The 15,180-nt window shown below is 73.4% G+C and carries 2 protein-coding genes; both read left to right on the top strand.

Annotated features, from left to right (window positions below):
* Positions 1 to 4 precede the first annotated feature (4 nt).
* Positions 5 to 11,764: an SDR family NAD(P)-dependent oxidoreductase gene (locus ACFYW3_RS09525; RefSeq protein WP_389385993.1), complete on the top strand. Its 11,760-nt coding sequence runs from the start codon at positions 5 to 7 to the stop codon at positions 11,762 to 11,764.
* A 161-nt stretch (positions 11,765 to 11,925) separates the two neighbouring features.
* Positions 11,926 to 15,180 (top strand): type I polyketide synthase (locus ACFYW3_RS09520; protein ID WP_389385992.1); only part of this gene is annotated, 3,255 nt, incomplete at its 3' end.

The raw sequence follows: 15,180 nt of genomic DNA, 5'->3' as shown, positions 1-15,180 counted from the left end.
CCGGATGACCAACGAGCAGCAGCTCCGTGACTACCTCAAGAGGGTCAGCGCGGACTTGCACCGCACCCGGCAGCGACTCGCCGACGTGGAGGCGCGGGGCAGCGAGCCCATCGCCATCGTCGGAATGGCCTGCCGCTACCCCGGCGGGGTGAGCTCGCCCGAGGACCTGTGGCGGCTGGTGACCGAGGAGACCGACGCGGTCGGCCCGTTCCCCACCGACCGGGGCTGGGACCTGGACGGCCTCTACCACCCCGACCCCGACCACCCCGGCACCTGCCACGTCCGCGAAGGCGGCTTCGTCCAGGACATCGCGGGCTTCGACGCCGCCTTCTTCGGGATCTCCCCGCGTGAGGCGCAGGCCATGGACCCCCAGCAGCGCCTGCTGCTGGAGACCTCCTGGGAAGCCCTGGAACGGGCCGGCCTCGACATCCACGCGCTGCGCGGCAGCCGCACGGGGGTCTTCGCCGGACTGAACCAGCAGGACTACGGCACCCTGCTGGCCGCCTCACCGGACGGAATGGACACCTACGGCTCCACCGGCACCTCCAACAGCGTGCTGTCCGGCCGCATCTCGTACGTCCTGGGCCTGGAGGGCCCGGCGGTCACCGTGGACACCGCCTGCTCCTCCTCGCTGGTGACCCTGCACCTCGCCGCACAGGCGCTGCGCAACGGCGAGTGCGACCTCGCCCTGGCCGGCGGTGCCACGACGCTGTCCACCTCCGCGGTCCACATCGCCCTGTCCCAGCAGCGGGCACTCGCCCCCGACGGCAGGTCCAAGGCGTTCGCCGCGGCGGCCGACGGCGCCGGCTGGAGCGAGGGCGTCGGCGTCCTCGCGGTGGAGCGGCTCTCCGATGCCCTGCGCAACGGGCACCCGGTCCTCGCGGTGCTGCGCGGTTCCGCCGTCAACCAGGACGGCGCCTCCAACGGCCTGACCGCCCCCCACGGCCCCTCGCAGCAGCGGGTCATCCGCCAGGCACTGGCCGACGCGGGCGTGTCGCCCGCCGAGGTGGACGTGGTCGAGGCCCACGGCACCGGCACCAGCCTCGGCGACCCCATCGAGGCGGACGCGCTGCTGTCCACCTACGGCCAGGCCAGGACGCCCGACCGGCCGCTGTGGCTGGGTTCGCTGAAGTCGAACATCGGTCACAGCGGCGCCGCGGCCGGAGTCGGCGGCGTCATCAAGATGGTGCAGGCGCTGCGGCACGGACTGCTGCCCAGGACCCTGCACGTCGACGAGCCGACGCCCAACGTCGACTGGTCCTCGGGCGCCGTCGAGCTGCTCACCGAGGCGCGCCCGTGGCCCGTGTCCGACGCGCCCCGCCGGGCAGCCGTGTCGTCCTTCGGGATCAGCGGCACCAACGCGCACGTCATCCTCGAACAGGCCCCCGAGCCGTCGGCCGAAAGCGACGCCCCGGACGACGCGGCCCCCTCCCGCGCCCTGCCGCTGCTGCCGTGGGTGCTGTCCGCGCGCGGCGAGCCCGCCCTGCGCGGGCAGGCCCGCGCACTGCGCGACCACCTGCTGGCCCACCCGGAGCCGTCCGACGCCGACGTGGCGTTCTCGCTGGCCGCCAACCGTACCGGCCTGGAGCACCGGGCCGCGGTCCTGGCAGCCGACCGCGACGGCCTGCTGGAGGCCCTGGACGCGCTCGCCGAGGGCCGGCCCGCCGAAGGAGTCCTGCACGGCACCCCGGTCGAGGGGAAGACCGTGTTCGTGTTCCCCGGTCAGGGCTCGCAGTGGATCGGAATGGGCCGCGAACTCCTGGACACCTCGCCGGTGTTCGCCGCCAAGGCGGCCGAATGCGCCCAAGCGATCGAGGAGTTCGCGGACTGGCGGGTCCTCGACGTTCTGCGCGACGAACCCGGCGCGCCCTCCATGGACCGCATCGAGATCGTCCAGCCCGTGCTCTTCACCGTCATGGTGTCGTTGGCGGCGCTGTGGCGCTCCCTCGGAGTCGAACCGGACGCCGTGGTCGGCAGCTCCCAGGGCGAGGTCGCCGCCGCGCACGTCGCCGGCGGACTGTCCCTCCAGGACGCGGCCCGCGTGATCGTCCTGCGCAGCCGGCTGCTGGCCGAGACCCTGGTCGGCAAGGGCGCGGTGGCATCGGTGGCCCTCTCCGCCGACGAGGTGCAGGACCGGCTGGATCGCTGGGAGGGCAGGCTGTCCGTCTCCGGCATCAACGGCCCCCGCATGGTCGCCGTCGCAGGTGACGACGCCGCACTGTCCGAGTTCGTCGCCGAGTGCGTCGCCGAACGCATCCGCGCCAGGATCGTTCCGGCCACCGTGCCGACTCACTGCGCGCTCGCGGACCCGCTGCGCGACCGCCTGCTGGAGCTGCTGGCCGACGTACGCCCGCACACCGGAGACGTCCCCCTCTACTCCACGGTCACCGGCGCCCTGCTGGACACCGCCACCATGAACGCGGACTACTGGTACGAGAACACGCGGCAGCCGGTGCTCTTCGAGCCGGTCGTCCGCACCCTGCTCGCCGAGGGCCACCGGGCCTTCATCGAGTCCAGTGCGCACCCGGTGCTGGCCCTGGGCGTCGAGCAGATCATCGACGCCTCCGGCACGGCCGGTGTGATGGTGGAGACCCTGCGCCGCGACCAGGGCGGGCTCGGCCGGATGCTGACCTCGCTCGCCGCGGCCCACCTCGGCGGCATCCGTGTGGACTGGCCGTCCGTGTTCGCGGGCACCGGTGCCCGCACCGTGGAACTGCCCACCTACGCCTTCCAGCGCACCCGCTACTGGACCGAGGTCGGCGACCGCACCGGCGACGTCGGTTCGGTCGGCCTCGTGCCGGTGAAGCACCCGCTGCTCGGCGCACTGGTGCGGATGGCCGACGGCGACGGCGCCGTGCTGACCGGACGGCTGTCGCTGCACGCACAACCCTGGCTCGCCGCACACGGCGTGTCCGACCGGGTGATCTTCCCCGGTACGGGCTTCGTGGAACTGGCCGTGCTCGCCGGCGACCAGGTCGGCTGCGGCCGGATCGAGGAACTGACCCTGCACACCCCGCTCGTGGTGCCCTCCTCGGGCGCGATCGTGGTGCAGGCCCACGTGGAGGCCGCCGACGAGACCGGCGCCCGCGTCCTCGGCGTGTACTCCCGCCCCGAGGACGCCCTCGCCGACGTCGTCTGGACCCGGCACGCCTCCGGCCTGCTCGTCACGGAGACCGGCACCCGGGCCGCGGCCGACGCCCTGACCGGCAACTGGCCGCCCGAGGGCGCCGAACCCGTCGACATCACCGGCATGTACGACCGCATGGCCGAGGCCGGCTACCAGTACGGCCCCGAGTTCCGCGGCCTGAGCCAGGTCTGGCACCTGGACGGTGAGGTCTACGCCGAGGTCGCGCTGCCGGCCGACCAGCGCACGCAGGCCGAACGCTTCGGCCTGCACCCCGCGCTCTTCGACTCGGCCCTGCACGCCATGTTCACCTGGGGCGGCGACGACGGCGGGGGAGTCGGGATGCCGTTCTCCTGGAGCGGCGTCCAGCTCCACGCGACCGGCTGCTCGCGTCTGCGCGTACGCCTGTCCCGGAGGGGCGAGGACCAGTTCACCCTGTTCCTCGCCGACGAGACCGGGGAGCCGGTCGCCTCCGTCGACACCCTTGTCGTACGCCGGATGACCGAGGCCGCGCTGCGTGCCGTCCGCTCCGACGTGCTGTACCAGCTCGACTGGAGGAACGTCCGCGCCGAGGAGCCGGCACCCCGCTGCGCCGTTCTCGGCACCGACCCCCTGGGGATCGCCGACGCGTTGCCCGGCACCCCGGTCCTGTCCGGGATCGAGGAGATCGTCGCGCAGGTCGCCGACGACGCCCCGGACACCGTGTTGTGGCCGGTCCGCGGCGACGGCACCCACGAGGGCATCGGCGCACCCGTGGTCGAGGCGCTCGCCCTCCTCCAGGCCTGGATCGCCGACGAACGCCTCGACGGCACCCGGCTCGTCGTGGTGACCGGCGGCGCCGTGGCCACCACGGCCGGCGAGGGCGTGGACGACCTCGCCGCCGCCGGCATCTGGGGCCTGGTGCGCTCGGCACAGAACGAGCACCCCGGCCGCTTCGGCCTGATCGACCTCGACACGACCGCGGAGTCCCTCGCCCGGCTCGGCGCGGCGCTCGCCACCCGCGAGGAACAGCTCGCCCTCCGCGAGGGCGCGATACGCACCCCCGGCCTGTCCCGCTGGGACCCGGGCACGAGCATCCTGCCCCCGACCGGCGTGCCCGCCTGGCGCATCGAGAACACGAGGCCCGGCACCATCGAGGGACTCGAAGCGGTCCCGTACCCGCAGGCGCTCGAACCCCTCGGGCCGCGGCAGGTACGGATCGCGGTCCGAGCCGCCGGCATCAACTTCAAAGACGTGGTGGTCGCCCTCGACCTGGTCCCCGGACTGTCCGGACTGGGCGGCGAAGTGTCCGGCGTGATCACCGACACGGGCGCCGAGGTCACCCACCACCGGGTCGGCGACCGGGTCTTCGGCCTGTCCACCGAGGTCTTCGGCCCGGTGACCGTCGCCGACGAGCGCACCGTGTACCGGATGCCCGAGGGCTGGTCCTTCGAGGAGGCCGCCTCCGTCTCCGTCACCTACATGACCGCCTACTACGGGCTCGTCGACCTCGGCGGACTCCGGCCGGGACAGTCCGTCCTCATCCATGCCGCCGCCGGCGGCGTCGGCAGTGCCGCCGTCCAACTGGCCCGCCACCTCGGCGCGGAGGTCTACGCCACGGCGAGCCCCGGCAAGTGGCAGACACTGCGCGACCAGGGCCTGGACACCGCGCACCTCGCCAACTCCCGCACCCTGGACTTCGAGCAGTGGTTCATGGAGACCAGCGACGGCCGGGGCATGGACGTCGTCCTGGACTGCCTGGCGGGCGAGTTCGTCGACGCGGGCCTTCGGCTGCTGCCGCGCGGCGGACGCTTCCTGGAGATGGGCAAGACCGACAAGCGCGACCCCGCACTGGTCGCCGAAGCCCACGCGGGCGTCGCCTACCAGGCGTACGACCTGCCGGAGGCCGGGCTCGACCGCATCCACGAGATGCTGGAGATCCTCGTCGGACTGTTCGAGAGCGGCACCCTGCTGCCCCCGAAACTCAACCTCTGGGACATCCGCAACGCCCGTACCGCCTTCCGGGCCCTGAGCCAGGCCTCCCTCGTCGGCAAGGCCGTGCTCACCATCCCCGGCGCCCCCTGGCCCACCGAAGGCACCGTCCTGATCACCGGCGGCACCGGGACGCTGGGCGGACTGCTCGCCCGCCACCTGGTCGCCGAGCACGGCGTGACCAGCCTGCTGCTGACGAGCCGTCGCGGCCCGGACGCCCCCGGCGCACGGGAACTCGCCGAGGAACTGACCGCCGCCGGAGCCCGGGTGACCGTCGCCGCCTGCGACGTCGCCGAGCGGGACGAACTGGCCGCGCTCCTCGCCGGCATCCCGGCGGACCGGCCGCTCACCGCGGTACTGCACACCGCCGCGGCCCTGGACGACGGTCTCGTCGAATCCCTGACCGCCGAGCGGACCGCGGCCGTACTGCGGCCCAAGGTGAGCGGCGCGCTCAACCTCCACGCACTGACCAAGGACCTCGACCTCAGCGCCTTCGTGCTGTTCTCGTCCATGGCGGGCACCATGGGCGCCCCCGGCCAGGGCAACTACGCCGCCGCCAACGTGATCCTCGACGCGTTGGCCGCCCACCGGCAGGCCCAGGGCCTGCCCGGACTCTCCCTCGCCTGGGGCTTCTGGCAGCAGCGCAGCGAGATGTCCGGCCACCTCGACGAGCGCGACATGGAGCGGATGAGCCGCGGCGGCGTCGTGCCCATGACCTCGCAGGAGGGCCTGGCGGTGTTCGACATCGCCTGCCGTACCGACCGGGCCCAACTGGCCCCCATCAAGCTCAACCCGGCGGCGCTCGCCGGGACCTCCGGCCGGGTGCCCCCCGTCATGCGGCCCCTGGTGCCCGCACCCGCCCGCCGGGCCGGTCGCCGGTCGGCGGAGACCGAGGGCGGATCGCTGCGCGAACGGCTCGTCCCGCTCACCGGCACCGAACGGATGAGGATCCTCCTCCAACTGGTCCGGTCCCACGTCGCGACCGTGCTCGGACACTCCGACGCGGACACGGTCGGCTCGGCCACGCAGTTCCGCGAGCTGGGCTTCGACTCGCTGACCGCCGTGGAGTTCCGCAACCGGCTGACCAACGTCGTCGGCTTCCGGCTGCCCGTCACCGTGGTCTTCGACCACCCCACCCCGGCCGAACTGGCCGACTACCTCGCCGCGGAACTCCTCGGCGACCTGGACGAACCCGCCGCCCGGGCGGCCCCGGCGGCCGGGACCGGCGCCCCGCACGCCCGCACGGACGACGAGCCCCTCGTGATCGTCGGCATGGCCTGCCGTTACCCCGGCGGCGTCACCACCCCCGAGCAACTGTGGGACCTCGTCCGCGACGAGCGCGACGCCATCGCCGGCTTCCCGGCCGACCGCGGATGGAGCACCGAGGCACCCGCCGACGGCTCCGTACCGCAGCAGGGCGGATTCCTGGAGCGCGTCGCGGAGTTCGACGCCGCGTTCTTCGGGATCTCCCCGCGCGAGGCACTGACCATGGACCCCCAGCAGCGCCTGCTGCTGGAAACGTCCTGGGAGGCTCTGGAGCGTGCCGGAATCGCCCCGGACACGCTGCGCGGCAGCCGTACCGGTGTCTTCGTCGGCGCGGCCTCCTCCGGCTACACGAGCCTGTTCCGCCGCGGCTCGCAGGCCCTCGCCGGATACGGCGTGACCGGCACGGCCACCAGCGTGGTCTCCGGCCGGGTGTCCTACGTACTGGGCCTGGAGGGGCCCGCGATCACCGTGGACACGGCCTGCTCCTCCTCCCTCGTCGCCCTGCACACCGCCGCCCAGTCCCTGCGCGACGGCGACTGCGACCTCGCCCTCGCCGGCGGCGTCGCGGTGATGACCAGCCCGTTCCTCTTCGACGACTTCGCCAAGCAGGGCGGACTGTCGCCCGACGGACGCTGCAAGGCCTTCGCCGACGGAGCCGACGGCACCGGCTGGGCCGAGGGCGCCGGCATGGTGCTCGTCGAGCGGCTCTCCGACGCCCGCCGCAACGGGCACCCGGTCCTCGCGGTGCTGCGCGGTTCCGCCGTCAACCAGGACGGTGCCTCCAACGGCCTGACCGCCCCCAGCGGCCCCTCCCAGCAGCGGGTCATCCGGCACGCCCTGGAGCGGGCCGGGCTCACCGCGGCGGACGTCGACGTGGTCGAGGCACACGGCACCGGCACCACCCTCGGCGACCCGATCGAGGCCCAGGCCATCCTCGCCACGTACGGCCGGGAACGCCCCGGTGACCAGCCGCTCCTGCTCGGCTCGCTGAAGTCCAACATCGGGCACAGCCAGGCCGCCTCCGGCATCGGCGGCATCATCAAGACGGTGCAGGCGCTGCGGCACGGGCTGCTGCCCAAGACCCTCCACATCGACGAACCGAGCACGAACGTCGACTGGACCTCGGGCTCCGTGGAACTGCTGACCGAGACCCGCACGTGGCCGGAGACCGGACGCCCCCGCCGGGCCGGTGTCTCCTCCTTCGGCGTGAGCGGCACCAACGCCCACGTCATCCTCGAACAGGCCGTCGAGCCCGAGGCCGCCCCGGTGGAGCCGGCCGCACCGCCGGCGGTCACCCCGCTCCTGCTGTCCGCGCACGACGAGGACGCCCTGCGTGCCCAGGCCGACCGGCTGGTCACCTGGCTCCGGGACGGACACGAGGACCCCACCGTGGACATCGCCCATTCCCTGGCGACCCGGCGCGCCTCCCTCGAGTTCCGGGCGGCGGTCATGACCACCGGCCGCGAGGACGCGCTGTCCGCACTCGCCGCGTTCGCCGCCGGCGAGACCCCGCCGGAACTGCTCCGCGGTACCGCGGGAGAGGGCGCCCTCGCCGTCCTGTTCCCCGGCCAGGGCTCCCAGCGGCCGGGCATGGGACAGGACCTGTACGAGGCCTTCCCCGCGTTCGCCCGCGCCTTCGACGAGGTCTGCGCGCACGTCGACCCGCTGCTCGGCAGGCCGCTGCGCGACACCGTGTTCGGCGGCGACCAGGCGGAACTCGACCGGACGGCGGTCACCCAGCCCGCGCTCTTCGCCCTGGAAGTGGCCCTGTTCCGGCTCCTGGAGTCCTGGGGCGTGGTTCCCGACTACCTCCTCGGCCACTCCGTCGGCGAGATCAGCGCCGCCCACGTGGCGGGAGTCCTGAGCCTCGCGGACGCCTCCCGGCTCGTCACCGCCCGGGGCCGCCTCATGCAGGCGCTCCCCGCCGGCGGCGCGATGCTGGCGGTACAGGCCGACGAGCGGGAGGCCGCCGCGGCCATCACCGCGGTACTGGGCGACCAGGCGGACACCGTGGACATCGCCGCCGTCAACGGCCCCCGCTCGGTGGTGCTCTCCGGCGCGGCCGAGGCCGTCAAGGCGCTCACGGCACACTTCACCGCCGAGGGCCGGCGGATCCGTGCCCTGAGCGTGAGCCATGCCTTCCACTCGCCGCTCATGGAGCCGATGCTCGACGAGTTCGCCGAGCTGGTCGACGGCCTGACCTTCGCCCCGCCGCGGATCCCCGTCGTCTCCAACCTCACCGGAGCCGTACTCGGCGCCGACGAGATCGCGGACCCCCGCTACTGGGTGCGGCACGCCCGGCACACCGTCCGCTTCGCCGACGGCATCGCGGCCCTGGCCGGAGCCGGCGTCACCGGCCTCCTGGAACTCGGGCCGGACGCCACCCTCACCACGATGGCGGAGGACTGCCCCGGCCTCCCCGAGGACGGAGTGCGCGCCTCGCTGCTGCGCCGCGACCGGCCCGAGCCGCAGACGCTCCTGACGGCCCTGGCCACGGCCCACGTGCACGGCGTCACCGTCGACTGGAACGCCGTCTTCGAAGGGACCCGCGCCCACCGGGCCGACCTGCCGACCTACGCCTTCCAGCGGACGGCGTACTGGCCGTCCGAATCCACCACCGAACGCGGCGACCTGTCCTCGGCCGGCCTGGAGACCACCGGGCACCCCCTGCTGGGCGCCATGGTCAGCTCGGCGGCCGGCGGCGACGTCCTGTTCACCGGCGAGATCTCCCTCGCCGCCCAGCCGTGGCTGGCCGACCACCGGATCCTGGACTCCGCCCTCTTCCCCGGCACCGGCTTCCTCGAACTCGCCCTGTGGGCGGGCGACCGGCAGGGCGCCGGGCACGTCGAGGAACTCGTCGTCCACAGCCCCCTGATCCTGCCCGAGCACGGCAGCGTCACCCTCCAGGTCGCCCTCGGCGAGACCACCGACGAGGGACACCGTCCGGTCGCCGTCTACTCCCGCCCCACCGGCGGCGCGGCATGGACCAGGCACGCGGAAGGCCACCTCGCCGACCGCCCGGAGGTCCACGAGACGGAACGGCTCTCCGTCTGGCCCCCCGAAGGAGCCCAGCCGCTCGAACTGGACGGCTTCTACCCCGCCCTGGCCGCCTCGGGGACCTCCTACGGCCCCGTCTTCCAGGGCCTGACCGCCGCCTGGCGGCTGGACGGCGACGTCTACGCCGAGGTCACCCTGCCCCCGCAGGCGACCGACGACGCCCAGGCGTTCGGCGCGCATCCCGCGCTCCTGGACGCCGCCCTGCACACCCTCGCGTTCCTGCCTTCCGCGCAGGATTCCAACGGCCCCTTCCTGCCGTTCTCCTGGCGCGACGTGGTCGCCCACCACCAGGGATCCGGCACCTGCCGGGTCAGGCTCACGGCCGGTGAGGGCACCGACGAGGTGACGGCGGACCTGTGGACCGGCGACGGCACCCCCCTGGCGACCGTCGGCGGACTCGGCCTGCGCACGGTCTCCCGCAGCCAGTTGGGCACCGCCGCCACGTCCTCCCTCTACCGGGCGGACTGGATCCCCGCACCGGCCGACGACACGATCGGCGCGCCGGCCCTGCACTGGGCCGTGGTGGGAGGGAAGCCCGCCGACGCCGACCACTACCCGGACCTCGCCGCCCTGCGGCAGGCCCTCGCGGACGGCGCCCCGGTGCCGGACAACGTCCTGATCGCCTGCGCCTCCCCGGCCGCGGCCGCCGACGCCGCCACCGCCCGCACCGCCGTTCACACCGCGCTCGACCTCGTCCGCACCTGGACCGAGGAGGAACTGTTCGACAAGTCCACCCTGGTGCTGTGCACCCGGGGCGCGGTGGAGGCACTGCCCGACGAAGGGGTCCGCGACCTCGCGCACAGCCCGGTGTGGGGCCTGGCCCGCAGTGCCCAGCTCGAACATCCGGGACGGCTGATCCTGGTCGACCTCGACCCCGACAGCACCCTCACGGACCTCGCCCAGGCGCAGGCCCTCACCAGGGTCGACACCACCGAGGCGGCGCAGTTCGCGGTCCGTGACGGTGCGGTCCTCGTCCCGAGGGTGGTCCGACACACCGTCGACACCTCGCACCACGTCGACCGGTGGCCGGCCGAGGGCACCACCCTGATCACCGGTGCCACCGGCATGATCGGCGCACTGCTGGCCAGGCACCTCGTCCGCGAGCACGGCGTCCGACACCTCGTGCTCACCTCCCGCAGCGGTCCGGCCGCGCCGGGAGCGGTCGACCTCCAGCGCGAACTGACACAGGAGGGAGCCCACGTACGGGTGGTCGCCTGCGACGCCGCCGACCGGGACGCCCTGGCCACCGTCCTCGGCACGATCCCGGCGAGCGAACCCCTGGCAGGGGTGGTGCACGCGGCGGGTGTCGTGGACGACGGTCTGCTCGGCTCGCTCACCGGCGACCAGGTCGACAGGGTCCTGACCCCCAAGATCGATGCCGCGGTGAACCTGCACGACCTCACCGCCTCCTTCGACCTGCGGGCCTTCGCGGTCTGTTCCTCCCTCGCGGGCGCACTGGGTGGCGGCGGGCAGGCCGCCTACGCCGCGGCCAACGCCTACCTGGACGCCCTGTGCAGGCAGCGGCGGGCCGACGGCCTGCCCGCGCTGGCGCTGGCATGGGGCCCCTGGGAGAGCAGCGGCGGCATGACCGCCCAGCTCGAAGCGGCCGACCTGCGGCGCATCGCCCGGGCGGGCATGACACCGCTCACCCCGGCCGAGGGCATGGAGCTGTTCGACGCGGCCCACGCCACCGGGGAACCCGCCCTGCTGCCGTTCCACTTCGAGCCCGCCGGGCTGTCGTCGGCCGACCGCGCCGCCCTGCCGGAGGCGCTGAGGGCCCTGGTCCCGCGGCCGCGCCGCCACACAGGGGCACCCGCCGCGGGTCCCTCGGGTCTGCGCGAACGCCTGGGACGGCTGCCCCAGGACGACCGCGTCACCGCCCTGGAGAGTCTCGTACGCACCGAGGTGGCCTCCGTCATCGCCCTGCCGTCGGCGGACGCGGTGCCGGTCACCAAGGCGTTCAAGAGCCTCGGTTTCGACTCCCTCATGGCGGTCGACCTCCGCAACCGGCTCACCGCCGTCACCGGCGTACGGCTCTCGGCGACCCTCGTCTTCGACCACCCCAACACGCGGGCGCTCGCCGCACACCTGCTGGCCGGCCTGGAACTGGAGGCCGTCACCGACGCGGACCCGGCCCTGCTGGCCCTGAAGGGCCTGGAGAGCGCCGTCCGTTCCCTCAAGCCCGGGGACGGCGACAGGGGAACCATGGCGACCCGCCTGCGGGTCCTGCTGGCGACGCTGGAAGAAGGCGCCGGGAACGGGGAAGAGGCCGACGAGATCGACCTCGACTCGGTGAGCGCGGCAGAGCTCGTCTCCCTCCTCGGCGACGAGTTCGGCCTCTCCTGACGGCCTGACGGCCTCACGGCCAGGGGTTCACGACCACGGGCACCCCCAGGAAATAGGGGTGCTCGTGGTCCTTGTCTGGGGCCGGTGTGCGCCGTCCGGCCCCATAGCCTGAAAAAAGCCGTGCCCGGCGCGTTGACGAAACATTCAAGTGGGAGTTGAACATGGACAGTTCCATCACGGAGGTCGTCGACGCGCTGCGGGCCTCGCTGCTGGAGAACGAGCGTCTCCGGCAGCAGAACCAGCGGCTGACCGCCGCGCCCGTGGAGCCGATCGCGATCGTCGGCATCGGCTGCCGGTATCCCGGCGGTGTACGGGACACCGACGGCCTGTGGGAACTGCTCGTCGACGGCCGTGACGCCATGTCCGGCTTCCCCACCGACCGGGACTGGGAGCGCTGGGACGTACCCACCGCCCGTACCGGTGCGTTCCTCCACGACGCGGGCCACTTCGACCCCGCCTTCTTCCGCATCTCGCCGCGCGAGGCCATGGCGATGGACCCGCAGCAGCGGCTGCTGCTGGAGACCTCGTGGGAGGCGATCGAGCGCGCCGGGATCGACCCGACCACCCTCAAGGGCAGCCGCACCGGTGTGTTCATCGGCGGCGCGCCCCAGGAGTACGGCGCGCTGGTGATGAACTCGCCGCAGGCCACCGGAGGGTACGCGATCACGTCGGTACCGGGCAGCGTGCTCTCCGGCCGACTCTCCTACGTGCTGGGTCTGGAAGGGCCCGCGGTGACGGTCGACACGGCGTGCTCGTCGTCCCTGGTGGCCCTCCACCTCGCCGTTCAGTCGCTGCGCAGCGGCGAATGCGACCTGGCTCTGGCCGGCGGCGTCATGGTGATGATCACCCCCTCCATCTTCGCCGAGTTCGCGGCGGCCGGCGGTTCGGCCTCCGACGGCCGCTGCAAGGCGTTCGCCGCCGGAGCGGACGGCACCGGCTGGGGCGAGGGTGCCGGTGTGCTCGCGGTCCAGCGCCTCTCGGACGCCCGCCGGGACGGAAACCCGGTCCTCGCCGTCATCCGGGGATCGGCCGTCAACCAGGACGGTGCCTCGAACGGCCTGAGCGCCCCGAACGGCCCGTCTCAGCAGCGGGTGATCCGCCAGGCCCTCGCCAACGCCGGGGTGTCCGCGGCCGACGTGGACATGGTCGAGGCGCACGGCACGGGCACGACGCTCGGTGACCCCATCGAAGCGGAAGCACTGCTCGCCACCTACGGTCAGGACCGCCCCGCCGACCGGCCCCTGTGGCTCGGAACGCTGAAGTCCAACATCGGACACACCCAGGCCGCGGCCGGTGTCTCCGGCGTCATCAAGGCCGTCCTGTCCCTCCAGCGCGCGGTGATGCCCAAGACCCTGCACGTCCACGAGCGGACGTCGCAGGTGGACTGGGCGTCCGGTGCGGTCGAACTGTTGACCGAGAACCGGGAGTGGCCGGCGGCGGAGCGGCCGCGGCGTGCGGGTGTCTCGTCGTTCGGGATCAGCGGGACGAACGCGCACCTGATCCTCGAGGAGGCCCCGGCCGAGGACATCGCGAGGGGAACCGAGGAGGAGGGCACGCCGGCCGCGACCGGCGTGATGCCCGTCCTGCTGTCCGCGGTGACGGCCGGTGCGCTGCGCGCTCAGGCGGAGCGGCTGCGGGAGCACCTGGCGGCCCGTCCCGATGTGACGGTCGGCGGACTGGCGAGCGCCCTGGCCACGACGCGTACGGCGTTCGAGCACCGTGCGGTCGTACTGGCCGAGGAGACCGGAGAGCTGGTGGCCGCTCTCGATGAGGTGGCCCTCGGCGAATCGTCCGCGAGCGTCGTACACGGGACCGCCGGCCAGGCCCGGGGCGCCGTGCTGTTCACCGGGCAGGGATCGCAGCGCCCGGGGATGGGGCGCGAGCTGTACGAAGCGTTCCCGGTGTTCGCCCGTGCGCTGGACGACGTGTGCGCGCGACTGGACCCCCTGCTGGGGCGGTCGCTGCGCGAGGTGATGTGGGCGGAGAAGGGCACGGAGACCGCACGGCTGCTCGACCAGACGCAGTTCACGCAAGCGGGGACGTTCGCCCTCGGGGTGGCGCTCTTCCGACTGCTCGAGGACTGGGGAATACGTCCGCGCATGCTGGCCGGCCACTCGGTCGGCGAACTGACCGCCGCTCATGTGTCCGGGATGCTGTCGCTCGAGGACGCGTGCGCCCTGGTCGCCGCGCGAGGCCGGCTGATGCAGGCACTGCCGGAAGGCGGAGCGATGGTGTCGGTCGTGGCCACCGAGGCAGAGGTACGGCCCCTGCTCGCCGGGCAGGAGGGACGCGTGGGTGTCGCCGCGGTGAACGGCCCCTCCTCCGTGGTGGTCTCCGGTGAGCTGGACGCGGTCACCGCGATCGCCGATCACTTCGCCGCACTGGGACGCAGGACCCGGCGGCTACCGGTCAGCCACGCGTTCCATTCCCCGTTGATGGAGCCGATGATCGCGGAGCTGCGCCAGGTCGCACAGACGCTGTCGTTCGGGCCCGCGACCATCCAGGTGGTCTCCAGTGTGACCGGCGCCCCCGTGGCTCCCGGGCAGTGGGCCGACCCGGAGTACTGGGCCGGCCAGGTGCGGGAACCGGTCCGCTTCCACGACGTGGTGACCACGCTGGACGCCGAAGGCATCACCGTGTTCCTGGAACTCGGCGCCGACGGTGCCCTGACGTCGATGGTCAACGAGACCCTGGCGTCCGCGGGCGACGGCCAGGCCGTCGCCGCCCCGGCCCTGCGACGTGAGCGGCCGGAAGTACGCACCTTGACCACGATGCTCGCCCACGCGTACACCGCCGGCTTGCCGGTGGACTGGTCCGCCTTCTTCGCCGGGCGGTCGGCCCGGCGGGTGGATCTGCCGACGTACGCGTTCCAAAACGAGCGGTACTGGCTCGACGGCGCGTTGACGGCCGACGCGGAAGGTGTGATGGATCCGGCTGATGCGGCGTTCTGGGACGCGGTGGAGCGTGGGGATCTGGATGGTCTTGTCGGGGTTCTGGATGTGTCCGGGGCTTCGGTGGATGACGCGGTGGCTGGTGCGCGGTCGTGGTTGCCGTTGTTGTCGGCGTGGCGTCGGGGTCGTCGGGATGCGTCGACGTTGGATGCGTGGCGGTATCGGACGGTGTGGCGTTCGGTGTCGGTTCCGGTGTCGGGTGGGTTGGCCGGGTCGTGGTTGGTGGTTTCTTCGGCTGCCGAGGACGGGCCTGCGGATCAGGTTCGGGAGGCGTTGGTCGCGGCGGGTGCCGAGGTGACGTCGGTGGTCGTGGGTGCCGGTTGTGGCCGGTCGGAGATCGCGGCGTTGTTGGCGGAGTCGTCTGGTGTTGCCGGTGTGGTGTCGTTGTTGGGTTGGGGTGGTGAGTCGGCGGTGGCGTCGACGGTTGCTCTGGTTCAGGGGCATGCGGATGCTGGTGTGGGGGCG

Source organism: Streptomyces sp. NPDC002602 (genome assembly GCF_042889445.1).
Taxonomy (GTDB): domain Bacteria; phylum Actinomycetota; class Actinomycetes; order Streptomycetales; family Streptomycetaceae; genus Streptomyces.
The sequence above is the reverse complement of the archived record's forward strand: the minus strand, read 5'-3'. Positions and strand labels throughout refer to the sequence as shown.

What these genes read in the sequence shown, in the direction of transcription:
- ACFYW3_RS09525 (WP_389385993.1), top strand. Translation starts at nt 5, where the DNA reads ATGACCAACGAGCAGCAGCTCCGTGACTACCTCAAGAGGGTCAGCGCG.